A 24,442-nucleotide genomic window follows, 5' to 3' on the forward strand; every position below is an offset into this window, starting at 1 on the left:
GGCTCACGAACAGCCGCCCTCAAGCCCGACCATGCCATTGCCAACCCCCGTGACCGTGACGGTGCAATTCTGATCACCCGCCATGGCCTCGACCGAGCCACCGGCAGCAACGGTTTGTGTCTCAATCCCATTGATCGCAATGCGCGCACTGGACCCATCACCGGCCAACCCGGAAACAAAGACCCGCAAGGCACCATCCGCCAACATGGCCATTGTGCCAGGACCATAACCGTCCTCAGGTGCCGGGGGCAGCGGCGCTGTAGCCGCAGCCTGCGCCATGCCGCAATCGGATCCAACGATCACACCTTCGCTGTCCAGCGACGTGATGCCAATACTGCAATCAGACCCGGAAACCGCAACGGTCTCGCCAAGGCTTACCGCCTTGGACACACCGTTAACGCTCAGCCGTGCCGCGCCGCCATCGCGGTCCAACCCGGACACAAAGGCACGCACTGCACCTTGCGCGAAAATCGCCGTCTCACCAACACTCAAGACACCCGACGTCTGCATGCCAATTGTCGCGTCCCCCGGCACTGCGGGTGTCTGATCAGACGCTGCCGGGGTTGGCCCACTCAATGCGGCCTGAAATGCCTCAGCCTGCGCGCTCGCCGCCTCCGACACGGCGTCAAATCGGGTGCTCACATCCTGTTGCAGGGCTGCCAGTTGTTCTTCCATGCTTGCCGCCGCAGATGCCGTGCTCTCGGCGAGGCCCGCTTCAAGCGTACCAATCCGCTCATTCAAACTCTGCGTCGCCTCAGAAAGCGTCACGGCACTGGCCCCCTGCGCCCGCTCAAGTGCTGCGGAAATCTTGGAATTGGCGCGCGACTCGCTTATGGCAACCGCCAGCAGGACGCCAACGACAAGCCCCCCGCCCGCGATAAAAAATGGGTTATTGTCCATGAGTATTTTTCCTCCCCTAATTGTACCTCTCTAAACTGTGCATGCAGCATCGACCTGTCAAGATTACCGGACGCGCACCGCTTGTCCCCGCCCCCTGCCCGCCTTAGGTATAGGCAAACACAAATGAGGTCTCAGATGTTTCAATTGCCCTTCCCCGTTCGCGATGCAAATGCCGCAGGTGCCGCCAGCCCGTTGGGCGATCTGCCGGAATGGAACCTCGATGATCTTTATACCGGGGAAGACGCCACAGAGTTGAAACGTGATCTGGACTGGCTGGAGCAGGCCTGCGCCAGTTTCGCCGCTGATTTCGAAGGCAAACTGGGGGGGCTGGATGCCGCTGGTTTCCTCGATTGCGTGCTGCGCAACGAGAAGATCAACCAGATCGCCGGGCGCATCATGTCTTTTGCAGGTCTGCGCTATTACCAGATGACCACGGATGCGGACCGCGCGAAATTCATGTCCGACCTGCAGGAAAAGATCACCAATTTCACCACGCCGCTGGTGTTTTTCACACTGGAAATCAACCGCTTGGCGGATGACCATCTGGATGGGCTCTATGCGCAGAACGCCGATCTTGCGCGCTACAAGCCCGTTTTCGACCGGGTGCGCGCGATGAAACCCTATCAGCTCAGCGATGAGTTGGAAAAGTTCATGCATGATCTCGGCGTGGTCGGGGATGCCTGGGAACGCTTGTTTGATGAAACCATCGCCGGGCTGGAATTTGAGGTCGACGGCGAGCAGTTGAATATTGAGGGCACGCTGAACCTGTTGACCGACCCGGATCGTGCCAAACGCGAAGCCGGCGCGCGTGAATTGGCGGATGTGTTTGGGGCCAACATCAAGACCTTCGCGCGGGTGCATAACACGCAGGCCAAGGAAAAAGAGATCATCGACCGGTGGCGCGGCATGGAATCCGCCCAACTCGGGCGCCACCTCAGCAATCAGGTCGAACCCGAAGTGGTCGAGGCGCTGCGCAATGCTGTTGTCGCCGCCTACCCCAAGCTCAGCCACCGTTACTACGAGCTCAAACGCAAATGGTTGGGCCTTGACGTCATGCAGGTCTGGGACCGAAACGCGCCGCTGCCGATGGAAGACCCGCGGGTGGTGAATTGGGATCAGGCCGAAAAGACCGTGATGGACGCCTATAACGCTTTTGATCCGCGCATGGGCCAAATCGCCGAGCCGTTTTTCCGCAAGGGTTGGATTGATGCGGCCGTGAAACCGGGCAAGGCACCGGGGGCCTTTGCCCATCCGACCGTGACCAATGTGCACCCCTATGTGATGCTGAACTACCTTGGAAAACCACGTGATGTCATGACCCTGGCGCATGAGTTGGGCCACGGCGTGCATCAGGTCCTGGCGGCTGAACAGGGCGAAATGCTCTCTTCCACGCCGCTGACCCTTGCCGAAACCGCCAGTGTTTTTGGGGAAATGCTCACTTTCCGCAAAATGCTCGACGGGGCCAAGACCAAAGCGGAACGTAAAATCATGCTCGCCGGCAAGGTCGAGGATATGATCAATACTGTCGTGCGTCAGATCGCGTTTTACGATTTTGAATGCAAACTCCACGCGGCGCGGCGCGGTGGCGAATTGACCCCCGATGATATCAACGTGCTCTGGATGTCGGTGCAGGGCGAAAGCCTGGGGCCGGCGTTTGAATTCATGGAGGGGTATGAAACCTTCTGGGCCTATATCCCGCATTTCGTGCATTCACCGTTTTACGTCTACGCCTATGCCTTTGGCGACGGTTTGGTGAACGCGCTTTATGCGGTTTACGCCGAAGGGGACGCCGGTTTTGAGGATAAATATTTCGACATGCTCAAGGCGGGTGGCTCGAAACACCACAAGGAACTGCTTGCGCCCTTCGGTCTGGATGCCTCTGACCCGGCTTTTTGGGACAAGGGCCTGTCGATGATTTCCGGCTTCATCGACGAATTGGAAGCGATGGAAGAGTGAGGTCCACTCTCTCTTTCAAACGCTGTGCCGGATAGGCGGTAAGAAGGATTTATCACGGAGGTCTGGAGCCCAACGTCAATTGAGAAAACCGTTCTAGATTTTCTATGATAAATTTTGGGTAACTGTCGTCGACTTTTACCAAACGGCTTTGCGATTTGTCCGCATCGCCACCAGTTCTAAGACGACGCTCTATCGCAGCCACATGCTCAGCCGCACTTTTGGCATTCCCCAATTCGTCGGCGATATCACCGTGCGGCGTAATAAAAACCGCTTTTCTGTTAATCGCCTCAATCCCTCCGATCCATGAGAAGTGCCATCCGGCATCTTCAACCAGCGTTCTTTTATGGGTCGTCTCAATGCGATGGAGCTACGCAGACCGCGCAGAGCATTTGCCCAGATTTTACCCTTTGCGGGTCCGCGCACATTGCGCATGCCTTGCGGGCTGTTCATGGTTCTGCGCAACGCAGCGCGAGGCCCGGTACGGAGCCACTTTTCATAGAGTTCATTGTCGAGAAAAAACTGAAACCACCGCTGCTCCAAGCAAAGAACCTCGTTTTTTGCCGGCGGAGCGGATCGAATGCGAGTCAATGTCTTCGCAGAGATGATCTCGTCAACATCTGAAATTAGAACGATATCATCCTCTTCAGCCTTCTCAAGGCCACGGACAAGTTGATCTCGTTGATATTTCTCCAAGGTCCAACGTTCTCTTGTTTCCGGAAAAGATGTGACAAACACATGAATCATCTGAGAGTGCCACTTTTCAAAACGGCCCCAATTATCCTTGAGGTGGGACGGTTTGGATTGACCTGTAAAGGTTAAGGCTGCCTCCGCAATCACAAAAAAATCCACGTCAGCTGACATCTCTGATAGGCGAATTTCAAGTAAGTCGAGTTCATCGTGGAATACGAAACAATCAAAGATTTTCAATTGGTATCCCGTCGTTTAGAAGCTTTCGAAAGCAGGGCGATCTACCTGATTTAAAGGCATTTTCTGCGCCAGTCATAAAATCAACCTTAATTACCTTCGAAAATTACAACAGGTCAAGCGTCATTTATGCCAGGCTTATTGGAATCCATCGGTTAGGCACCTTCACACTTCACCTTTTTGCTTTTCAGATCGACCATGTCAGGCGGTGGCCATCATGCCTTTTTCCTTGGCGAGATCGCGCATTTTCTTTTGCAGCTTCTCAAAAGCGCGTACTTCGATCTGGCGGATCCGTTCGCGGCTGACGTCATATTCCGCGCTCAGATCTTCGAGCGTGACCGTCTTATCGGACAGACGGCGTTGCGTCAGGATGTCCTTTTCACGATCATTCAGCACGCTCATTGCATCGGCCAGCAATTCGCGGCGCGCCTCCAATTCGTTGCGCGCCTCATAATCGCCCGCCTGATCGGCGCCCTCATCTTCGAGCCAATCCTGCCATTGCATCGTCCCCTCGCCCTCGGAGCCGACAGTGGCGTTCAGCGACGCATCCCCGCCCGACATCCGCCGGTTCATGGAGATCACTTCGGTCTCCGTTACCCCCAGATCGGTGGCGATCCGCTTGACATTTTCAGGGCGCATATCGCCCTCTTCCAGCGCACCGATCTTGTTCTTGGCCTTGCGCAGGTTGAAGAAAAGCTTCTTTTGCCCGGAGGTCGTGCCCAGCTTCACAAGGCTCCAGGACCGCAGGATATATTCCTGAATGGACGCACGGATCCACCACATCGCATAGGTGGCAAGGCGGAAGCCTTTTTCAGGATCGAACCGTTTGACCGCCTGCATCAGGCCCACATTGGCCTCGGAAATGACCTCTGCTTGCGGCAAGCCATAGCCGCGATACCCCATTGCGATTTTCGCAGCCAGACGCAGGTGCGACGTCACCATGCGGTGCGCCGCTTTGGTGTCTTCTTTCTCAGCCCATGCCTTGGCCAGCATGTATTCCTCTTCTGGTTCCAGAAGCGGAAACTTGCGAATTTCCTGCATGTAGCGGTTCAATCCGCCTTCCGGTGTTGGGGCCGGTAGATTTGCATAATTAGCCATGAGCGCCTCCCAATGTTTAAGGGCTTAACATAAAGATAGGGTCTAAACCGATCAGTTCAAGTCGTGGACCGTGAAATCATTAACCGAAAGCTTACAAGTCTTGGATTAACGAATCTTTGACGGCAAGCGCCAGCGTTAATACTCCAAATTTCAGTGCGATCACGCAGGCTTGCGGTTTATGTCACAGCTTGCAGCAGTGCCAATAAGTCCTGCATATCAGCCGGTAACGACGCTTCAAACCGCACCTTTTCGCCACTGATCGGGTGATCAAAGCCCAGAACCGCGGCGTGTAAGGCTTGTCGCTCAAAGCCGCGCACCGCCTCTGCGACGGCTTCCGGCAGCGCCTTTGCCGCCAGCTTGCGCTTGCCCCCATAGGTCGGATCACCGACCAGACCATGCCCCGCATGCGCCATATGCACACGGATCTGATGCGTGCGCCCGGTCTCCAGCCAGCACTCCATGAACGCCAGCGCCGCGGGTGTGCCGAAACGCTCCACCGTGCGCGCGCGCGTCACCGCATGACGGCCCCCGTGGAACAGTACCGCCTGGCGTTGCCGGTCATGCTTGTGACGCGCCAGTTGCGTGGTGATCTTGAGGATATTTCCGGGCTCGAAATTCGTGCCCTTGATCCCGCGCAAACGGGGATCATTGGCGTCCGGCACGCCGTAAACCAAGGCGCGGTAATAGCGCTCGACCGAATGCGCCTCAAATTGTGCGGCCAATCCGTGATGCGCCGCGTCCGATTTGGCCACAACCAGCAGGCCGGAGGTTTCCTTGTCGATCCGGTGCACGATGCCGGGCCGCTTCAGGCCACCGACCCCGGAGAGGTCATCGCCGCAATGCGCCAAAAGCGCGTTGACCAACGTGCCCGAAGGCGTCCCCGGTGCCGGATGCACCACCATGCCCGCAGGTTTGTTGATCACGATCAGGTCGGCATCCTCAAACACCACCTCCAAGGCGATGTCTTCGGGCAGGATGTGGCTGTCCTGCGCCTCTTCCACCGCAATTGCGATCTCCATCCCGGCCTCGACCCGCGCGCGCGGGTCGGTCACCACATCGCCCGCCACCGACACCGCGCCATCGGCGATCAAACGGCCCAGACGGGTACGCGAAAGCGCGGCATCCACTGGCACATCCCGCGCAAGCGCCTTATCAAGGCGGGGCGGCGGAGCATCGTCGATGACAAAGTGGATATGGCGAAGCGGCATGAAAAATCCCGACGTAAAACCAGAGGAAGAAATTATAGAACCCGCGAACTTGCGGTTTTTGCGGCGTTTGGTGACGGTCCTGACTGCCACCATGATTGGCGGTGTTCTACTGATCATCGCGCTGATTGTCATCCGCTTCAATGACGTCCCGCCACAATTGCCCGATGAAATTGCGCTGCCGCAGGGCGCAAAGGCGGTTTCCTTCACGCAGGGCCCTGATTGGTTTGCCGTGGTGACAGATAAAGACGAGATCCTGATCTTTGACCGCATCACCGGACAGCTGCGTCAAAGCGTCGAAATCGAATAAAAAGGGAGGGTAGTGGTACCACCTCCCCGGCTTGAACGGGGGACCTCCTGATCCACAATCAGGCGCTCTAACCTACTGAGCTAAGGCGGCACTACGCTCGATTTAGCTGCCCGGTTCACAGATTGCAAGAGGGTCAAAACGATAGATCCAGCTCTGCTCCACCAAATCCTGCCCAAAGGAATGGACCGGTTCACTGCTGATCATCTTCCAGCCGGTTGATTGATAGAGCGCGCAAGCCGCGTGGTGGCTTTCATGTGTCCACAACTGCATGCCCGTGTAATCACGGTTTTCTGCGAATTCCATGCAGGTGTACAAAAGCTGCTTTCCCAACCCCTGCCCCCGCGCTTCGGGCACCAACAGAAAGAGCCGCAACTTGGCCGTCGTTTCATTCAGCCGTACGCAAAAAATCGACCCCAACCGCACGTCGCCCCGCTGTGCGATCCAGCCGGCTTCTCGGTGCGGGTCATGCGCGCTTAAAAACGCGTCGATGATTTCTGCGACAAGCGTTCCGAAACTGGCATCAAACCCTTCGTTTTGCGCATAAAGAACGCCATGCTGCTCAACCAGCCAATCACGATCTTCTGCGCTGAACGCGCGTATTTGAACCTGTGCCATCACCTGATAAGAAAGCAAGCGCGCTTGCGTTTCAACCCTGCCCGCGCTAGCGATGCGGCCACTTCAAAAAAGGACAGATCATGGGCATTGATTCCGAAAGCGACATCGAGGCGAATTTGCAGATTGGCCCGACAGACAAGGGGATGGTGCGCATCTATGTCGAGGCGAACGGTGTGGAAATCCCGATGGATTTTGCGCCCGATGACGCCGAAGAAATCGCCGAGGAAATCGTCGCGGCCGCCGGGCGTGCCCGTGCCATGCAAGGCGGTCGTTCCTAGTCCCGCAGCGTCGCGCGATCCGGGTCGCGCAGATCATGCAGCCTGCGTGCCGCTGTCGTTGCGAAGGTTTGAATAACGTTTTTGCGCCGGGCCGGTGCCAGACGGTCCTGAGGGCCCATGCGAATGATCTCCGCGCCATAAGCGTCGCCAATGATCAAACCCGTGTCCGGGGGTAAAAGATCGACCGGAAAATCCGCGTCCACCGCCCAGAAAAACCGGTCACACCATGGCAGATACCCCTCCCACTTCTGGTCTGACTGAAAATCCGCCCGGCTGGACTTGCATTCGATGATCCAGATGTCACCCTTGGGGCCCAAACCCGTCACGTCGACACGCAAGCCGCGCGTCGGCACCAATTCCTCCAAGCTTGCGAAACCATAGGTAAACAGCAGGCGCGCCGTACCTCGGGCCAGCAACTGACCGGGTTGCAGGTTTTGAAGATCCGGGTGTGCCATATTCAAAATATGAACATATCAAGAACATGACGCAAGACTATTGTTGAAATACACGATGGTTTGCCCTTGTGGGCCTGCCTTGGTGATCTTAGGTGTAGGGGGTGACGGGTTCTGCTCTTCGCGTGACTGGTTACATTCCAGTGGCCTTAAGCAAATCCGAGGGAGCTGGCTCTGTCCTGGCCCTGGCCTGGTTACCTGGCGCCCACCTGTACATACAGGTCCTCGGGAATATAAAACCAAAACGGTTGCTGCGGGCCCGTCACACCGACCCCGCAGACCTATTAAATATAAACTGCGATTTGACGCTTAGCGACGTGTCGGAAATTGACGCTTTTCTTCCACACGGATGGGGATCGGCAGCATTTCCTGCTGTGGCTGCGCAAACAGCCCCTGGATCAGGCGAAGGATGGACTCAATCATTTCTGCTCTCCTTTGACCTTAAGATGGCACCTAAGCGCCAAAAGTCCAGAGGGCACCCAGCAGAATTGCGCCGATCCGCGCAGAAAATACGTAATGAGCCAACGGAACCTTAGAATGCGCAGCGGCATCTCCCCGCTCATTCTGAAGAGTCAGCCAGTTGATTCATCTTAAACGCGAATTGCACACCGGAAAACATGATCCCGTTGAGAATCCAGAACGCCAGCGTGGCCATGATACCGATGTCGGAAGTGAAAATCAGATGGCGCAGGTTTACGACGTTGAAGGCGATGACCATCCCAACAAAAGCGCCAGCGACGCCAAAACCGATGATTGCGCTGGTGATATAGACTCTGACGACGCGCGGCATTACATTTCAATTCCTTGGGTTAAATCAGGAAATAGCGCCGCTGCGCAGCAAAGCAAATGGGTCAAAACGCCTCTGGCCGGGCCTCGCGCGCCATGTGATCCAGAACCGCATTCACGAATTGAGGCTCTTTGCCGTCGGAAAAAAACGCGCGCGCCACATCGACATATTCGGTAATGACCACCTTTGGGGGTGTCTGTTTGTTGTTCAGCTCCGCGCCCGCCGCGCGAAACAAGGCGCGCAGCGTCGGATCGATCCGTTTCAGCGGCCATTTCGCCACCAGCGCACGGTCCGTCATCTGGTCAATCGGGGCCTGATAATTGACCGCCCCCTCCAGCACGGCGGCAAAAAGCTCCATGTCACCATCGAGCATTTCATCGCCGTCATAGGTGGCCCCAAAACGGTGATCGAGGAACTCCCGGCGCACCACTTCGACGGTCTGCGAGGAATGCTCCATCTGAAACAGCGCCTGCACCGCATAAAGGCGGGCGGCGGATTTCATTTTGCGGCGCTGGTTGCCGGAGAGGTTGCCGTGAAGCGATGTCATGCGGTTTTGGACCCGTCGTTGGAACCGGCAATCTGGATGTCCTGCCCTGCCGGCTTGAACCCGATGCCCTTGGATTGGGAGCCCCATTTACGGGCCAGCGCCACGAGATGCAAGGCCGCCGCCGCCGCCCCGCCACCTTTGTTTTGCCCCAAGACATCCGCGCGCACTTCGGCCTGCACGCGGGTTTCCACGGTCAGGATGCCATTGCCCACGCAAAGCCCCTGAAGCCCCAGCAATTGCAAGGCGCGGCTGCTGTCATTGCATACGGTTTCATAATGCGTCGTCTCGCCCCGGATCACGCAGCCCAGGGCCACATAGCCATCAAAATTGCTGCGTCGATCCGCGATGCCGATGGCCGATGGCACTTCGAGCGCGCCGGGCATTTCGACCAGCTCCCAGGTGCCGCCTGCGGCCTCGATCTCTGCCTGCGCGCCCGCCACCAGATTATCCGCGATGTCCTTGTAATAGGGGGCCACGACGATCAGGATCTTGACCGGTTCGTCAAATTCCGGACGCGCCAGGACGTGGTGTTGTTCGGCTGTGGCCATGCTCTATTCCTTAGTGATTGGGCGCGTGCCCACGATAGTCAGGTTATAGGCTTCAAGCCCTGTATATTTCGTTTGCGGGCTGTCGGTCAGCAAAATGATGTTGCTGAGCCCCAGCGTCGACATGATCTGCGCACCGACACCGGTGCGTTTGATGGTGCGCGGCCCCTCGTCCTCATCCCCCTCAAGGCGCAGTTTCGGATGCGGTTCGCGAAACAGCAGAACCGCGCCGCGCCCTTCCTCGGCAATGATCTGCATCGCACGCGGCAATTCCCCTGCCGGGCTAGGCCCAAGACCAAGCACATCTTCCAGCGCATTAAGCGCATGGGTACGCACCAGAACCGGCGCGTAGGTGGTCAAATCGCCCTTGGACAGCATCACATGATCGGTGCCGGTGATCTCATCCGAAAACACCCGCATGTGCCATTCCCCGCCAAATTCGGAGGTAACGGTCCGCTCATCGCGCAGACGCAGCAGGTTGTCGTGTTTGAGACGATAGGAAATCAGATCGCTGATCGTACCGATATTCAGCCCGTGTTCCTTCGCAAAATCCACCAGATCCGGCAGGCGCGCCATATCGCCATCGGATTTCATGATCTCGCAGATCACACCGGAAGGATGCAACCCGGCCAGGCGGCTGATGTCCACGGCGGCCTCGGTGTGACCGGCGCGCACCAGAACCCCGCCTTGACGCGCACGCAGCGGAAACACATGGCCGGGCGTGGCGATATCCGCCTGCCCCTTGCCTTCATTGATGGCAACGGCGACCGTCAACGCACGGTCCGCGGCCGAAATCCCGGTGCTGACCCCCTCGCGCGCCTCAATGGACACGGTGAAGGCCGTTTCATGACGCGAGGAGTTGTTCACGGCCATCATCGGCAAGCCCAGCGTTTCGATACGCTCTGCCGTCAGTGGCATGCAGATCAGACCACGCCCATGCGTCGCCATGAAATTGATCGCATCCGCATCGGCGAATTGTGCCGGGATCACCAAATCGCCTTCGTTTTCGCGATCCTCATGATCCACCAGAATGAACATGCGACCGGCCCGCGCATCCTCGATGATCTGAGAGGTTGGCGAAATACGGGCGCTGAGGTCTGTTTCGACCGGTCCGGGGGTTTCAAAACTCATGGCGCGCCTCTCCTTCGATTTGGCTGGCTCATATCCCAGGCCAACAGCAATGACCAGACGCGCACCGCGCTCAGGCAGGCGGCATTTCGGCCAGGCGCGCGACGTAACGCGCCAATGTATCGATCTCCAGATTAACCGCATCCCCAACCGCGACATCGCCCCATGTCGTGGCAATTTTAGTATGGGGAATGAAATTGATCCCGAACTCGGCCCCCGACACGTCATTGACCGTCAGCGATGTCCCATTCAGCGCCACCGACCCCTTCGGCGCGATGAAGCGGGCCAGCGCATCCGGTGCACGCAGGGTCACGCGGGTGCTGTCCCCCTCCTCGATCACGGAGACGACCTCGGCCACACCATCCACATGGCCCGACACAATATGCCCGCCCAACTCATCACCCACCCGCAGGGCGCGTTCCAGATTGACACGCTTGCCAATGGCCCAGTTGTTGCGCCCGATGTTGGTCTTTTCGACAGTCTCCGCGCTGATCTGAACCTCATACCAGTCAGGCCCCAGATCAACCACCGTCAGACACACACCATCCGACGCGATGGACGCACCGATATCAATGCTCCGGGTGTCATATGATGTGCGAATACGGGCGCGCAGATCGCCCTCTTGCACCAAAACGGTGATCGTTCCGATGTCTGTGATGATGCCGGTGAACATGGCGCGCCCTTTGTTTTGTGTTGCCTTTGACCTAGCCCCGCACGAAATCGGTGACAAGACCCCGAGCCTGACCCAGCCTATAAATACCTCGACACTGAACGACGGCGATCCCCGCTGGATGCACGCCAGCGATTATGCCAGCAGGGAGCGGCGGCAGGTTCTGCGCCCACGGGTCAATTTTATGCTGAGCGGAAAGGATCTCTATCAAAGCGCCATCGGAAAAACCGCGACCCATCGGCAACAGGTGCAGGGGGTGAAACAGCACAGCCCCCTGCTCTTGCTGGATTTTTGCGGAGTTTGGCGATATCATAAAACGATTACGTCGCGACAAGTCGGCGAAGCGAGGCAGAATTCGAATAGGTCGAGGAGACCGCGCAGTGACATTCTCCGGATACGGTTGGGTGCGTCCCATGGCGCTTTTTACGGCGTTGGCCATGCTGGTCGCCTGTACGCTGCCGCAGGTTGGCCCCAGCAAGAAGCAGATTTTCGAAGGTTCCGTGCAAAAACAAGGCGATGCATTTATCGTCGCGGTGAACGATCACGTCACCCGCGCCACCGCCGCCGTGCCCTCGATCGGATTTTCACAGGGCTTCAAGGACGCGCGCAAGCTCGGGTCCGACACCATTCGACCAGGTGATATCCTGGGGCTGACCATCTGGGAAAACGTCGAGCAAGGGCTGCTGGCCGGGGATCTCAGCAATGCAACCCTGATTGAAAGCGTGCAGGTGGATGGCGATGGGTTCATATTTGTACCCTACGCCGGGCGCATTCGCGCCGCCGGGAATTCGCCCGAGGCCATTCGCCGCATCATCACTGCCAAACTCGAAGAGCAGACGCCCGACCCGCAGGTCGAAGTACGCCGCGAGGCGGGGGATGGGTCCACTGTTTCATTGACGGGCGCGGTTGGCGCGCAGGGCATCTATGCCATTGAGCGGCCCACGCGCACGCTGTCCACCATGCTCGCGCGGGCTGGTGGGGTCACGATTGATCCGGAGGCTGCGCAAATTACGGTCATTCGCGGATCACAACGCAGCCGTGTCTGGTTTCAGGACCTTTATGATCACCCAGGCATTGACATCGCGCTGCGCGGCGGTGATCGCATCCTTGTCCAAGAGGACACACGCGCCTTTACCGCCCTGGGGGCGACAGGTACGCAGGCGCGGGTCTCCTTTGACACGCAAAACCTGTCCTCGCTCGAAGCCATCGCACAGGTGGGCGGGCTGGTCTCCACGACATCCGACCCGACAGGCGTCTTTGTGTTTCGCAACGAAGCCAGCGAAATCGCAGCGGACGTCTTGGGGCGCGATGATCTGAATGGGCCCCAGCGGATGATCTACCTGCTGGATCTCACCAAACCCAACGGGATGTTCGTGGCCCGCGATTTCGTGATCCGCGATGGCGACACGATTTATGTCACCGAGGCCCCGATCAGCCAGTGGAACAAAGCCGTGGCGGCTGTTTTTGGCTCCCTCCTCGCACCCGCAGCCAACATCAGCACATTGGCGAACTGACCCGTTTCATGGCGCACCAGATGAGAGCGCAGCGCAGATTATATGTCGATCACGGCGGGTTCCTGACGCAGCCACGTATCCGCAAAATCAAGCGCCGTCCCACGTTGCATTGACCCGCGCACTGGCCTCTCCGATCAAAGTCGTCCTTGAACGACTGGCGCAGAGTGAGAACCCGCGCCTCGGTCCGGGGCAATTGACTGTTGGCAAAGCTAGTGGCCTTTTCGCAAGCCGCGCATCTGGGGCGATACTCGCTATATGCTTTGGCGGCGCCAAACATGCATGATATCCGCCCCGATGGCGCGACAAGCGTCCAATTCAAAGCGCGGCGCATCACCGAGTTGCCCAAGACCCAGCGCGCCAATGGCGGGCAAACCTTCGGCACCGATCGCCACACCTGCTGTGAACCCCACCAGCTCATCCACCAGATCCGCCTCGATTAGGCTCGCTGCCAAAGCGCTACCGCCCTCACAAAACACCCGCGTCAACCCGTGTTTGGCAAGTTGTTGCAACACATCCAGCGGGTCAAGCTGCGCGCCTTTAAGCGCACAGGGCAGCAGAATCGCGCCCAAATCCTGCCATGTCCGCAGCAACACCGCGTCACCGTCACCGCCATGGCAGATCACGACCGGCACGTCCTTTGCACTGCGCGCGAGCGCCCCCATCAAGGGAATATCCAGCCGTCGGCTGACCACCACACGGGCCGGTTGCCAATCTATGCCGAGCCCGCGCACGGTGAGGCTGGGATCGTCATGGCGCGCTGTGCCGCCGCCGATCATCACCGCGTCATGGCGTGCGCGCGCCATATGCACCTGTCGACGCGCCGCAGGTCCGGTGATCCATTGGCTTTCGCCTGTCGCGGTGGCAATGCGCCCGTCAAAACTGCTGGCCAATTTCAAGGTTACAAAGGGGCGCTCGCGTTGGGTGCGCGCAAAAAACCCCGCATTGGCCGCCAGGGCCTCGGCCTCCAACAGACCCATGCTCACGGGTATGCCCGCGGCACGCAGCATCTCACACCCCTGACCGTTCACCCGCGGATCGGGATCAAGCGTGGCCACATGAACGGCCCCCACATTGGCATCAATCAAGGCCTGCGCGCAGGGCGGGGTTTTGCCGTGATGCGCGCAGGGCTCCAGCGTGACATAGACATCTGCGCCATCCGCTGCATCGCCCGCCTGCGTTAACGCCTGGGTTTCTGCATGGGGCCGCCCACCCGGCTGTGTCCAGCCGCGCCCAAGGATGCGCCCGTCCTTGACGATCACGCAACCCACCGCCGGGTTTGGCCAGGTCCGCCCCAGCCCGCGCCGCCCCAAAGACAGGGCCAGCGCCATGAAACGTCGCGCTTCGCTCACTCTTCGGGCGGGACGTCGGGGCGTAACTCGCTGACGAATTTATCGAAATCATCGGCCGCCTGAAAGTTCTTATACACGCTGGCAAACCGCACATAGGCCACGGTGTCGATCCGCGCCAGCGCTTCCATCACAATCTCGCCGATCTGCTTGGAGCCGATGTCGGTCTCGCCCATGCTCTCAAGACGACGCACGATACCCGAGATCATCTGGTCGATCCGCTCGGGATCAATCGGGCGTTTCTGCATGGAAATGCGGATCGAACGTTCGAGTTTATCGCGGTCAAAATCCTCGCGCTTGCCCGAAGATTTGATGACCACCAGATCACGCAGCTGCACGCGTTCATAGGTGGTAAACCGCCCGCCACAGGCCGGACAGAACCGCCGCCGCCGGATCGAAACATGATCCTCCGCAGGTCGGCTGTCTTTTACCTGAGTGTCAATATTTCCGCAAAACGGGCAGCGCATGGGCCGTCCCCCTTTTTGTTATCCGCCTCTGATTGTAGGATCATCGCCCCACTTATCCACAGTTATAGGGGAGCGGCTAGGTTTTGGGTAGAGGGGAAATGCGGGTCCAGATGTAGTAGCGCCAAGCCGTCTCAGCCGTTGCGCAGAAACGACAGTACAACACGGCGTTCATGGGGGCGCGTGCGGTGCTCAAAGAGGTAAACACCTTGCCATGTCCCAAGCACCATGCGCCCCTCCTGCACCGGAATGCAAAGATGCGTGGGCAATAGCGCGGCCTTGATATGGGCGGGCATGTCGTCCGGCCCCTCATAGGTATGGGTCAGATAGGACATGGACGAATGCGTCGCCGGTGGGACCAGGCGCGCGAAGAATTCTGTCAGGTCGGTTTGGACTTCGGGATCGGCGTTTTCCTGAATGAGCAAACTCGCAGAGGTGTGACGGATGAAAAGCGTGAGCAGCCCCGAGCCCTTGAGATGGGGGCGCAGGCGGTCGGTGAACTCATAAAGACCCGGCCCGTCGGTGGTGATGCTGATCTCGCCGGGCAGGTCTTGGGTCACCGAAAAATCCGCTCCCCCTGCTCGTCGATCACCTGTTTGGCCTTGCGGAAACAGGCTTTCTGCGCCTCCTCCAGCCCTTGCACGGTATCGGCGCGAATAAGCTCGTGGCTCTTGGCCTCGCCCGCAATTTCTTTTTCGATCAAAGCGCTTACGCGGAAACTATTGCCCTCCGCAACCGGCTTGGCCGTAATGTGGTAGCCTTCATAAGTTTCGGTAGAGGCTTCGGGCGCGGTACTAACACCCCCGCCGCCGCCGAAGAGTTTTTTCAAAAATGACATGGCCTCTCCTTTTCGCTGGCAAAAAGATTAGCCCGCTATGCAACGAACACAACCCGAAACACTAAGACAATAAACTCCCAAACGACGTTTGATGTGTTCGACCTCTGAGCAAAACAATTACCGAAGCCATCTCAGAGGATGAAATCTCAAATTTGCACAATGCTCAAAACAAGGAAGGCACCACCTGAGTGACGCCTTCCTAAAAGTCTAAAACCAAATCCTATCAGGATTTTTTACGGCGACCAACGGCAGCCAGTCCGCCGATACCAGCAAGTAAGAGGAGACCAGCCGCTGGCAAAGGCACCGCAGCAATGCTCAACTCAGCGATATCAAACCCGTCCTTGTTACCTGTGCCCGATGTCGTGTCAACAAACGTCAACGCCGACCCGCTATTGACGCCAAGGTCGATCACGAAGGACGTGCGCCCCGTGCTCGGCGTATTGGGTGCTGTGATGATCGACGCGCCGTTTGCGCTCGTGGATGACACGCCGCTCGCGAAATTGAACAGCTCACCTAGCAGTATTCCAGATGTGTCAATACCAAGATAAACCTGTGCGGATTCAGGAAAACTCGGGGTGTTATTGAAGGTTACCTCAATCAGAGAAGCCCCGGCGATGAGCTGTGGCGCAATGCTGGCCGTCAGTGAGCCACCAATGCCCAAAGAATAAAATGTGTCGACATCGCCATCTGTCAGGTTCGTTACAACACTTCTGCCTGCAGGCACATCCAAACCGTTCGCTTGCGTGCCTTGATTTTCGGTAAATGTAATTGACGCAGCACTTACGCCTCCGGCGATCATCATCGCCGATATTGTCGATAAAAATAAAGTTTTCATGGTACCCTCTTGGACTAAACACCAAGAAAATACCTCTTTCTTCACGCGACCACAAGCAATTCTTAACGTTTGTTAACCCTCACCAAGTCACTTTGACGTCACAATCCCCAAAGGATTATTGATCAAGGAAAGACCGCAATTTCCGCGACCGGCTCGGATGCTTGAGCTTGCGCAGCGCTTTTGCTTCGATCTGGCGGATGCGTTCGCGTGTTACGCTGAACTGCTGGCCTACTTCTTCCAGCGTATGGTCCGTGTTCATCCCAATGCCAAACCTCATACGCAACACACGTTCCTCACGCGGCGTCAGGGACGCCAATACGCGTGTCGTGGTCTCTTTGAGGTTCTCCTGAATGGCGCTGTCCAGCGGCAGCACAGCATTCTTATCCTCGATGAAATCACCAAGCTGGCTGTCTTCCTCATCACCAATCGGCGTTTCCAGAGAAATCGGTTCCTTGGCGATTTTCATCACCTTGCGGACCTTCTCCAGCGGCATTTGCAACTTTTCGGCCAATTCTTCGGGCGTCGGCTCGCGGCCGATCTCGTGCAACATCTGGCGACCCGTGCGCACCAGCTTGTTGATCGTCTCGATCATATGCACCGGAATACGGATCGTGCGCGCCTGATCCGCGATGGAGCGCGTGATCGCCTGGCGGATCCACCAGGTCGCATAGGTGGAAAATTTATACCCACGACGGTATTCAAACTTATCCACGGCCTTCATCAGCCCGATGTTGCCTTCCTGAATAAGATCAAGGAATTGCAAGCCACGGTTGGTGTATTTCTTGGCAATCGAGATCACCAGACGCAGGTTGGCTTCGACCATTTCCTTCTTGGCCTGACGCGCTTCTTTTTCGCCCTTCTGGACCTGCTGCACAATGCGGCGGAATTCGGAAATGTCCAGACCGACGTATTGACCAACCTGCGCCATATCGGTGCGCAATTCCTCGACCTTATCTGCGGAGCGCTCAATGAACATCTGCCAGCCGCGCCCGGCCTTTTCGGCCATCCGCTCCATCCAGTTCGGATCCAGTTCATAGCCGCGGTATTCATCGACGAATTCACGCCTGTTGATGCGCGCCTGATCCGCCAGCTTCACCATCGCACTGTCAATCTGCATGATGCGGCGATTGATGCCGTAAAGCTGATCAATCAAAGCCTCGATACGGTTGTTGTGCAGGTGCAACTCATTGACCAACAAAACAATCTCGGCGCGCAACTTCTGATAAAGCGCCTCATCCGCCCCGGTGAAACTGCCATCCTCGTTCAGGGTCGCGGAAATCCGGCTGTCCTGCATCTCGGAGAGTTTGACGTAATCATCGGCGATGATATCGAGCGCCTCAAGCACTTGCGGCTTAAGGGCGGCCTCCATCGCGGCCAGCGACATATTGGCCTGCTCATCCTCATCATCGTCATCGTCCTGGGCAATCGGATTGCCGTCAGCGTCCAGTTCCGGGCTGGCCTCTTCTTCTTTCTTTACCGTGGTGCCATCCGCCGCCACAATGGGCTCGTCCACAGCACCTTCTTCATCCATCTGGTTGCCAAAGGTGGCCTCCAGATCGATCACGTCGCGCAGCAGGATATCCTCGGAGAGAAGTTCGTCGCGCCAAATGGTGATCGCCTGAAACGTCAGCGGGCTTTCGCAAAGCCCGGCGATCATCGTGTTGCGCCCCGCCTCGATCCGCTTGGCGATGGCAATCTCGCCCTCACGGCTCAAGAGCTCAACCGACCCCATTTCGCGCAGATACATACGCACCGGATCATCGGTGCGATCGAGCTTCTCGGAGGTGCCGGAGCCCAGCGTGATTTCACGCGTGCCCTCAGTCGTCGCCAGCTCAGTGGAGCCCTTGGCTTCCTCTTCCTCGGCGTCCTCGTCCTCGATGATATTGATGCCCATTTCAGAGAGCATCGACATCACGTCCTCGATCTGCTCAGAACTGACCTGATCGGGGGGTAAAACCGTGTTGAGCTGGTCGTAGGTGATATACCCTTTCTCACGCGCCTCACCGATCATCTTCTTGACGGCAGTCTGGCTCATATCAAGAGAATGGCCCGCTTCCTGGTCGTCCGGTTTTGCTTCCGTGTTGCTGTCTTTAGCGGCCATGCGGTGCTCCTAAGGGTATCAACGATTCGCTCGACCGAATCATTTGGGAATCATCTAATGGTTTTGGGCGATTCGGCCACCCGTCTACCGTCTTTTTCTGAATGTTTCGCGTTCAAATATGGTTAACCGTCCGGTTTGTGGTGCTTAATAGTGTCTAAAAGGGCGTCAAAAGTACTCCGTTCGGCACGACTGATTCGGGCTCCGTTTTCGCCCATATCGTATTCCGCCCTGTCCTCCTGTCCGCTCCGGCGCGCGATATCGGCAGCTTTTGCGGCCTCCGAAAGACGCCACGTCAGCCCCTCATCCGCAACACCGCTCAAGTCCTCCACAGCTTCGGCAATTTCCGCATCGAGCCCCCGCGCGCTATGTAACTTGGCGAGCTCTTCCGCGACCGTCATGCGTGCAGCCTCAACACCCCCAGGGTTACGAATACAGGGGACTATGGCGACATGGCGTTGTTTAATCAGGTTTTCAAGAGCCTGGCCCCCAAGAACATCAGATATTCGGTCAGCCAATTCGTCAGCACTCACATCCATATGGCGCAGCAGCAGATCACGCAATCGCGCGTGAAGCGGGTCCGAACAACGCATCTGTTCGATACCGGATTCGAAGGTTTCAATTACCTCAGGGCACATCGTCAGCACGGCCAGAATGACCGCCTCGCGCAGATGATCCGTGTCGTTCATCTGCTCAGACAAAGCCAGCACCGAGGATTTCGCCGTCGACGTCGCACCAAGTTTCGGCGGTATCCATTTGCCCCCGGTAAAACCGCCTCGCGCTTTGTGAGGTGCGCGTTGCGGGCGGAAAAGCTGCCAGCGCAGGTCTTTGATCTCTTGCCCGTAATGGCTGCGGATGGACGGGTCCTTGATCGTCATGATCTTGTCGCGCAGGGTCTTATCGAGCGCTGCCTTGCGTTCGGGGCTGTCAAACACTCGCCCCTCTGTCTCGCGCTGCCACAGCAGGCGCACCATCGGCATCGCCTCATCCAGCAGCTTTTGCAACGCACCCGCGCCCTGCTCGCGCAGCAAATCATCCGGGTCCTTGCCCGTCGGCATGATCGCAAAGCGCAAGGATTGCCCGGCCTCCACCAGCGGCAGCGCCAGATCGATCAACCGCATCGCCGCGCGCAGCCCCGCCGTGTCCCCATCCAGCGCAATGATGGGTTCGGGCGCAATCCGCCACAGCATTTGCAACTGGTTTTCGGTGATGGCGGTGCCCAGAGGCGCGACCGCCGCCTCGAACCCCACGGAGGCGAGCGCGATTACATCCATATAGCCTTCGGCCACGATCAAGGGCTGGCCTTTGCCCGCAGCCGTGCGCGCCGGTCCCTGATTATAAAGGCTGCGCCCCTTGTCAAAGAGTTCGGTTTCCGGCGAGTTCAGATATTTGGCGTTGTCATTGGGGTCCATCGCCCGCCCGCCAAAGGCAATCGCGCGCCCGCGTGCGTCCCGGATCGGATAGATGATGCGCCCGCGAAACGTGTCATAGGGTTTGCCGCCCTTGGAGGAGGGCTTGGCCAGACCGGCATCCAGGATCAGTTGATCCTCCACGTTCTTGGCCTTGAGGTGATCCCAGAGCGCCTGCCATTGATCCGGTGCAAAGCCGATTTCCCAACGCTCCAGCACCGCAGCACTCAAGCCGCGCCGCTCCAGATAGGCGCGCGCCTCAGCCGCGGCCCCCGTATTCAGTTGCAGGCGGAAAAACTTGACCGCCTGCTCCATAACTTCGGCCAATTGCGTGCGTTTGTCGGCCTTTTGTTGCGCTTGCGGATCCCGCGCAGGCATCGGCATCCCGGCCTCGCGCGCCAGGATCTCCACCGCCTCCATAAAGCCGACGTTTTCCGTTTCGCGCACAAAGGAGATCGCATCGCCTTTGGCATGACAGCCAAAGCAGTAATAAAACCCCTTGCGATCATCGACGTGGAAACTGGCGGATTTCTCCTGATGGAACGGGCACGGGGCCCACATGTCGCCCTTGCCCTGGTTGGATTTCCGCGGGTCCCATATGACTTTGCGCCCGACCACCTGCGTCAGGCTCATTCGGGTGCGCAATTCGTCGAGAAATCCGGGTGGCAGGCTCATGCTCTCTATATCGGGCTTGCACCTTTAAGAGTCCAGTGCGCGGCGCGCCTTGGTAGTGTCTCAGTTTGAAATATCTTTTTTCTTATAGGGACCACGTTTCTTGGGTGCGGGTGCCGCTTCATCGATCAAGTTAACAATCCATTCCATATCATGCAACGTGTCAGATACGCCCGCCGCCATTGCCGGGGTCATTTTCAATGTCTTGTGGATGCGAACAAAGTTGTAATGCACAAATTACAGGGAAAGCATGTTTACGTGGTTTTCCAGCTTCTTGCTAAAACCGTTGGTCAGGCGTGTAAAGCGACGCATCCCCATGCCCATAGAAAAGTTCTGACGCTCTACATATGACGTGCTGACCAATTCCTCAATTGGCTCACCAAAAACTTGCTCTTTGCGTGACCCTGTAAATCAAGCGGGCGAATACTTCTTTTCATGCCCCTGCTGGCCTGTGGTGCCACCATACTGCTTAACCAGCATCGCGTAGTCTAGTCGCCACCAAATGCGCCCTCTACGGCGTCCAGATAGGCCTTGTGACCGTCTGCGGTGAGTTGAACGCGGTTTGACAAGCGTGACGCCAGATCAACCATGAACTCGTAAGCTGTATCGCCTGAACGGTCACCAACTTCATAAGATAGGATCATTTTGCTATCGGCGTCGATTGCGGTCCACGTCCACACGTCACCAGAACCGTCTGGGGCTGATTTTGCATCCTCTACGTTTTTGGCTTTGGCGTAAACGAAAGACCAGATTTTATCACATTCAACGCGTGTTGTTTTGACGTTGCGCACTGTGTTGTTGTGATACTTGGCGCAAGCCTCACCAGCTTCGATCAACAGCTTTGTGACTGTGTTGATTGATACGCCCACCACGCAGCTGTTTGAGCGCATTGAATTGCCTTCAACCATCATGTTCAGGATCATTGTGCGGGTTTTGGTATAAAGTTTGTTCATACCCATTTAATATGAACTTTTATGCTTAGGCTCAAGAGAGAACTGCATGTATTTTCCAGATTGACGCATTAAACTTTAAGCTGTAAACAAATTACGACGTATCAGGCAAATCATACAAGGGCAATAGCTTTGGAAGATATCGACGTATTGAAGGCGCACATTAAGGCTCAAGCAGTTAAATCCTTTCCAAAGGCAATGCTTGAAGATTTGATGAAGCGCTGCGAGCGAGCCTATCTGGAAACCTTTGCCGAAGTATCCCATAGTAAAACCACTCTACTAGAGCAGCGCATTCATATGCTGCGGCAAGCCCGGTGCTTTCGGATGGACTATGAATTGGCTAAGTCAGCGGAGAAGTTTGGCATTCCATACACAGCCAAACCTTTGGCGGAGAACGATTGGCAATATACTTACGTGACGGCTGGCGATTTCGGAGTAACTCAATCTTACGTTCAGAAGATGGGCTGTTTGCCAAATCCGGCAAAGTTCCGGGACACCTTGGCAAAAACCTCAAATATCCCCCAGTTACCGCTTGAAGATGACGCTGAGATTTTCAAACCACGCAATTTTTATGGATTGTTTGCCCATAATCCAGTTGGAGCGATCTTTGAGGAGGAAAAGCAAAAGCTTGGGTCCATCCAGCTTTGTGTTCCTTACGGCTGCATGAGAAAATTTGCCTTAGAAGTTTCCATCGCGGAACTTCTCGCGGAATATCCTTCCGTTGCGACACCAAGCATTGCAATTCCTGCGCCAACTTGGAAAAGAGACCCGAAGAGAAAAGATACAGGTACAGAATGAGCATCGCAGCAGGTTTCATTGGCGCTCGATTGTCCCAAGCACGTAGAGCTAGGGCGATCACTGCCGCCGACCTGGGAGATATGACGAATGTGAGTTCACAGTCGATCTCTAAGTATGAAAACGGGCATCAAACGCCCAGACGCGACGTCGTTGATCGCTTTGTTAATGTATTGCATTTTCCCACTCAGTTTTTCTTTCGCCCAGTTGACGAGACAGATCAGAAGCCTGTTTTTTTCCGATCTAAGCTCTCGGCACAGACGATCTCGCTGGATCGAGCGAAAGTCAGGCTGGAATGGATGAAGGAAATTGTTGACTATCTGGGGGAGTTTTTTGACTTCCCTGATCTGAGCCTTCCACAGACAGATTTAGATCAAATCGACCCGCTCAATATAACCCTTGACGACATTGAGAACCTTGCAATCTCAGTAAGATCACAATGGGGCATAAGCAGTGGTCCAATGACAAATTGCTTAGAGCATATAGAAGAATCCGGAATTCTCGTTTCAAGAATTCATGTTCGGGCAGAGAAAGTGGACGCATTCTCTCAGTGGTCTGATAAGTTTGGTATCCCGTTCATGCTCTTGTCACGCGACAAGGCGAGCGCTGTCCGGCAACGCTTCGACGCTCTACACGAATTATGCCATATCTTAATCCACAAGAATGTGACCCCAAGTCAGCTAAATAACAGGGCAACGTATAAGTTATTGGAAAAGCAGGCTGATACTTTCGCGAGTTATATGCTTTTACCTGAAACGGATTTTTTGGATGAACTGTATTCCCCGACTCTTGATGGAATGCTGAGCATGAAGGAGCGCTGGGGCGTTTCTGTAGGTGCAATGATTATGCGCTGTAAGTCGTTAGACTTGCTTGATGATGCATCTGTTAAAAGGATGTGGATGAACTACACGCGGCGCGGCTGGCGGAAAGGCGAGCCGTTTGATGGAAAGACTGAAAAGGAAACACCTTACTTGATGAAGCGCAGTTTTGAGATGTTGATTGAGGCAGGCGTGAAGACTCAAGATGAAATAACTTCAGACCTTCCTTACCCCTTGGACGACCTAGAAGAGATTGCAGGCCTTCCAACTGGGAGTTTAGGCTCGACAACCCGCATTCGCGCTGAACCTAAGCTTAAGAGTAGCGTTATTTCGGACGACAATGTTGTGACGCTTTTTAACAGAGATAAAGTCTAGTTCTTATCCCAGCGCTTCGCTGCGGCCTTCTTAGCAATATCTGACCGTTGCTCAGGTGATAGCTTCGCGGCCCGCGCCTTACCACCTTTAGACCCCATTGCCTTAGCAGCGGGGTCTTTGCCATCATCTGGGGTTTCGCCGTCAACTTCGCCAGTTGCGATCTTGCCTATCATCACGGCAAGGCCAATGGCATCAGCGGGGCGCTTTTCGCCTTTCGGTCCTTTAGGCATCGCGGACAGCCTCCATTGGCCTGAAACACATCACTTTGCTGTCCTCTCCAGTTTCGTGCAGGAGTCGGACTAAATTAGCATCTGGCCCCCAAGTGCCAGACCGCACAATTTTTTTAGCCTTTCCTATGGCGTCGGTCAGGTCTTCGCCGCCAACGGTTTCTGAATGCACCAAGGACTGCATGTCGTTGTCTTGCCCTGAGCCAACCTGTAATGTGTAAATATTCATGTAGCGTTCCATCCGTATGCTTTGCGCTAGGCATAACATAGGATCAGACCGGATAAACTTCAAATTTCAAACTGAGACACTACCCGCGCCTTTGCTTGAGCTCGGAGCGTGCATCGCGCGCGAAATTACTGCTCCAGCGCCATGCATTGCTCCTGCCACCAGCCGGCGAGGTCTTCATCGCGCAGATCGCGGCGTTTCTTTTCATAGATTGAGGGGGCGACGATCGGGATGATATTGTTGTATTTTTCCGGCCATGTCGCGCTTTCCGCCAAGGTGGCTTGTAGTTTGCGCTCCGGAACACGGTCAAGGCGCGCCTGTTTGATCGCGCCAACGACCTGTGCCTGATACGTGCAGCTCACTTCTTTTTCGCTTTGCGCGAGGGCAGGAAAAGCCGTCAGGCCAAGCACGCAGGCCAGTGAATATCGCAACATTTGCAGTCTCCGTCATTGGTATGTCG

Annotated in this window: 27 protein-coding genes, 1 tRNA gene and 1 pseudogene; 6 read left to right on the forward strand and 23 right to left on the reverse strand. The window is 56.5% G+C overall.

Annotated elements, in window-relative coordinates; translation table 11 throughout:
* Positions 1–3 precede the first annotated feature (3 nt).
* Positions 4–900, reverse strand: a complete 897-nt coding sequence (locus ROLI_RS12045; protein WP_187429625.1) for a hypothetical protein — start codon at positions 898–900, stop codon at positions 4–6.
* A gap of 135 nt (positions 901–1,035) precedes the next feature.
* Here ROLI_RS12045 and ROLI_RS12050 point away from each other — a divergent pair, with 135 nt between their 5' ends.
* Positions 1,036–2,856, forward strand: a complete 1,821-nt coding sequence (locus ROLI_RS12050; RefSeq protein ID WP_187429624.1) for a M3 family oligoendopeptidase — start codon at positions 1,036–1,038, stop codon at positions 2,854–2,856.
* A gap of 189 nt (positions 2,857–3,045) precedes the next feature.
* On the opposite strand, the gene ROLI_RS12055 is transcribed toward ROLI_RS12050, so the two are convergent.
* From ROLI_RS12055 to ROLI_RS12065, 3 genes are all read right to left on the reverse strand, one after another.
* On the reverse strand, positions 3,046–3,783 hold the full coding sequence (locus ROLI_RS12055; RefSeq protein ID WP_187429623.1) for a hypothetical protein: 738 nt from the start codon (positions 3,781–3,783) through the stop codon (positions 3,046–3,048).
* A 198-nt stretch (positions 3,784–3,981) separates the two neighbouring features.
* Positions 3,982–4,878, reverse strand: a complete 897-nt coding sequence (rpoH, locus tag ROLI_RS12060) for an RNA polymerase sigma factor RpoH (RefSeq protein WP_187429622.1) — start codon at positions 4,876–4,878, stop codon at positions 3,982–3,984.
* Positions 4,879–5,054: 176 nt separating this feature from the next.
* Positions 5,055–6,086 (reverse strand): RluA family pseudouridine synthase, encoded by a 1,032-nt coding sequence (locus ROLI_RS12065; RefSeq protein ID WP_187429621.1) that lies wholly within the window; start codon positions 6,084–6,086, stop codon positions 5,055–5,057.
* On the opposite strand from ROLI_RS12065, the gene ROLI_RS12070 reads away from it, so the two are divergent.
* The gene (locus tag ROLI_RS12070; RefSeq protein ID WP_187429620.1) at positions 6,085–6,393 is read left to right on the forward strand and encodes a DUF6476 family protein; all 309 of its coding nucleotides are present in this window, start codon (positions 6,085–6,087) and stop codon (positions 6,391–6,393) included. The genes ROLI_RS12065 and ROLI_RS12070 overlap by 2 nt on opposite strands.
* 13 nt (positions 6,394–6,406) lie before the next feature.
* Here ROLI_RS12070 and ROLI_RS12075 read toward each other — a convergent pair.
* Positions 6,407–6,483: transfer RNA gene (locus ROLI_RS12075), tRNA-His, on the reverse strand.
* Positions 6,484–6,495: 12 nt separating this feature from the next.
* Positions 6,496–7,008, reverse strand: coding sequence for a GNAT family N-acetyltransferase (locus ROLI_RS12080; RefSeq protein WP_187429619.1), 513 nt, complete (start codon positions 7,006–7,008; stop codon positions 6,496–6,498).
* An 80-nt stretch (positions 7,009–7,088) separates the two neighbouring features.
* Between ROLI_RS12080 and ROLI_RS12085 the strand changes: the two genes are divergently transcribed.
* The gene (locus tag ROLI_RS12085) at positions 7,089–7,286 is read left to right on the forward strand and encodes a DUF6324 family protein (RefSeq protein WP_187429618.1); all 198 of its coding nucleotides are present in this window, start codon (positions 7,089–7,091) and stop codon (positions 7,284–7,286) included.
* Here ROLI_RS12085 and ROLI_RS12090 read toward each other — a convergent pair.
* The 6 genes from ROLI_RS12090 to ROLI_RS12115 all read right to left on the reverse strand — a co-directional run bounded on the left by ROLI_RS12090 (position 7,283) and on the right by ROLI_RS12115 (position 11,418).
* Positions 7,283–7,741, reverse strand: coding sequence for an MmcB family DNA repair protein (locus ROLI_RS12090; protein ID WP_187429617.1), 459 nt, complete (start codon positions 7,739–7,741; stop codon positions 7,283–7,285). The genes ROLI_RS12085 and ROLI_RS12090 overlap by 4 nt on opposite strands.
* Before the next feature lie 556 nt (positions 7,742–8,297).
* Positions 8,298–8,528 carry a hypothetical protein gene (locus ROLI_RS12095; RefSeq protein WP_187429616.1) on the reverse strand — a complete coding sequence of 77 codons (231 nt, stop codon included), beginning with the start codon at positions 8,526–8,528 and terminating at the stop codon, positions 8,298–8,300.
* Between the two features lie 61 nt (positions 8,529–8,589).
* The gene (gene nusB / locus ROLI_RS12100; RefSeq protein ID WP_187429615.1) at positions 8,590–9,072 is read right to left on the reverse strand and encodes a transcription antitermination factor NusB; all 483 of its coding nucleotides are present in this window, start codon (positions 9,070–9,072) and stop codon (positions 8,590–8,592) included.
* Positions 9,069–9,620 (reverse strand): 6,7-dimethyl-8-ribityllumazine synthase, encoded by a 552-nt coding sequence (locus ROLI_RS12105; RefSeq protein ID WP_187429614.1) that lies wholly within the window; start codon positions 9,618–9,620, stop codon positions 9,069–9,071. Before ROLI_RS12105 ends, nusB begins: the two co-directional genes overlap by 4 nt.
* 3 nt (positions 9,621–9,623) lie before the next feature.
* Positions 9,624–10,748 carry a 3,4-dihydroxy-2-butanone-4-phosphate synthase gene (gene ribB / locus ROLI_RS12110; RefSeq protein ID WP_187429613.1) on the reverse strand — a complete coding sequence of 375 codons (1,125 nt, stop codon included), beginning with the start codon at positions 10,746–10,748 and terminating at the stop codon, positions 9,624–9,626.
* Positions 10,749–10,818: 70 nt separating this feature from the next.
* Complete coding sequence (locus ROLI_RS12115; RefSeq protein WP_187429612.1) at positions 10,819–11,418, reverse strand: riboflavin synthase; 600 nt, start codon at positions 11,416–11,418, stop codon at positions 10,819–10,821.
* A 410-nt stretch (positions 11,419–11,828) separates the two neighbouring features.
* On the opposite strand from ROLI_RS12115, the gene ROLI_RS12120 reads away from it, so the two are divergent.
* Positions 11,829–12,929 carry a polysaccharide biosynthesis/export family protein gene (locus ROLI_RS12120; RefSeq protein WP_187429673.1) on the forward strand — a complete coding sequence of 367 codons (1,101 nt, stop codon included), beginning with the start codon at positions 11,829–11,831 and terminating at the stop codon, positions 12,927–12,929.
* A gap of 251 nt (positions 12,930–13,180) precedes the next feature.
* On the opposite strand, the gene ribD is transcribed toward ROLI_RS12120, so the two are convergent.
* From ribD to ROLI_RS12160, 8 genes and pseudogenes are all read right to left on the reverse strand, one after another.
* Complete coding sequence (gene ribD / locus ROLI_RS12125) at positions 13,181–14,278, reverse strand: bifunctional diaminohydroxyphosphoribosylaminopyrimidine deaminase/5-amino-6-(5-phosphoribosylamino)uracil reductase RibD (RefSeq protein WP_316247432.1); 1,098 nt, start codon at positions 14,276–14,278, stop codon at positions 13,181–13,183.
* Complete coding sequence (nrdR, locus tag ROLI_RS12130) at positions 14,275–14,742, reverse strand: transcriptional regulator NrdR (RefSeq protein ID WP_187429611.1); 468 nt, start codon at positions 14,740–14,742, stop codon at positions 14,275–14,277. The genes ribD and nrdR overlap by 4 nt, the downstream gene beginning before the upstream one ends.
* 131 nt (positions 14,743–14,873) lie before the next feature.
* Positions 14,874–15,287 (reverse strand): secondary thiamine-phosphate synthase enzyme YjbQ, encoded by a 414-nt coding sequence (locus ROLI_RS12135; RefSeq protein WP_187429671.1) that lies wholly within the window; start codon positions 15,285–15,287, stop codon positions 14,874–14,876.
* 8 nt (positions 15,288–15,295) lie between these two features.
* Positions 15,296–15,577 carry an HlyU family transcriptional regulator gene (locus tag ROLI_RS12140; protein ID WP_187429610.1) on the reverse strand — a complete coding sequence of 94 codons (282 nt, stop codon included), beginning with the start codon at positions 15,575–15,577 and terminating at the stop codon, positions 15,296–15,298.
* Positions 15,578–15,800: 223 nt separating this feature from the next.
* On the reverse strand, positions 15,801–16,412 hold the full coding sequence (locus ROLI_RS12145; protein WP_187429609.1) for a VPLPA-CTERM sorting domain-containing protein: 612 nt from the start codon (positions 16,410–16,412) through the stop codon (positions 15,801–15,803).
* A gap of 115 nt (positions 16,413–16,527) precedes the next feature.
* Positions 16,528–18,513 carry an RNA polymerase sigma factor RpoD gene (gene rpoD, locus ROLI_RS12150; protein WP_187429608.1) on the reverse strand — a complete coding sequence of 662 codons (1,986 nt, stop codon included), beginning with the start codon at positions 18,511–18,513 and terminating at the stop codon, positions 16,528–16,530.
* Between the two features lie 122 nt (positions 18,514–18,635).
* A complete protein-coding gene (dnaG, locus tag ROLI_RS12155) occupies positions 18,636–20,594 on the reverse strand; it encodes a DNA primase (RefSeq protein ID WP_187429607.1) in 1,959 nt (652 codons plus the stop codon).
* Positions 20,595–20,654: 60 nt separating this feature from the next.
* Positions 20,655–21,544: pseudogene (locus ROLI_RS12160) on the reverse strand (IS1 family transposase).
* Between the two features lie 129 nt (positions 21,545–21,673).
* Here ROLI_RS12160 and ROLI_RS12165 point away from each other — a divergent pair.
* Both ROLI_RS12165 and ROLI_RS12170 read left to right on the forward strand, forming a co-directional pair.
* Positions 21,674–22,339 carry a hypothetical protein gene (locus ROLI_RS12165; RefSeq protein WP_187429606.1) on the forward strand — a complete coding sequence of 222 codons (666 nt, stop codon included), beginning with the start codon at positions 21,674–21,676 and terminating at the stop codon, positions 22,337–22,339.
* A complete protein-coding gene (locus ROLI_RS12170) occupies positions 22,336–23,529 on the forward strand; it encodes an ImmA/IrrE family metallo-endopeptidase (RefSeq protein WP_187429605.1) in 1,194 nt (397 codons plus the stop codon). The genes ROLI_RS12165 and ROLI_RS12170 overlap by 4 nt, the downstream gene beginning before the upstream one ends.
* Here the strand turns inward: ROLI_RS12170 and ROLI_RS12175 are convergent.
* The 3 genes from ROLI_RS12175 to ROLI_RS12185 form a co-directional block, all read right to left on the reverse strand.
* Positions 23,526–23,759, reverse strand: a complete 234-nt coding sequence (locus tag ROLI_RS12175; protein ID WP_187429604.1) for an RNA-binding protein — start codon at positions 23,757–23,759, stop codon at positions 23,526–23,528. The two genes, ROLI_RS12170 and ROLI_RS12175, sit on opposite strands and share 4 nt — an antisense overlap.
* Positions 23,752–23,985 carry a hypothetical protein gene (locus ROLI_RS12180; protein WP_187429603.1) on the reverse strand — a complete coding sequence of 78 codons (234 nt, stop codon included), beginning with the start codon at positions 23,983–23,985 and terminating at the stop codon, positions 23,752–23,754. Before ROLI_RS12180 ends, ROLI_RS12175 begins: the two co-directional genes overlap by 8 nt.
* A 125-nt stretch (positions 23,986–24,110) precedes the next feature.
* Positions 24,111–24,416 carry a hypothetical protein gene (locus ROLI_RS12185; protein ID WP_187429602.1) on the reverse strand — a complete coding sequence of 102 codons (306 nt, stop codon included), beginning with the start codon at positions 24,414–24,416 and terminating at the stop codon, positions 24,111–24,113.
* Positions 24,417–24,442: the final 26 nt, after the last annotated feature.

The sequence above is a fragment of the Roseobacter fucihabitans genome (assembly GCF_014337925.2).
Lineage (GTDB): Bacteria > Pseudomonadota > Alphaproteobacteria > Rhodobacterales > Rhodobacteraceae > Roseobacter > Roseobacter fucihabitans.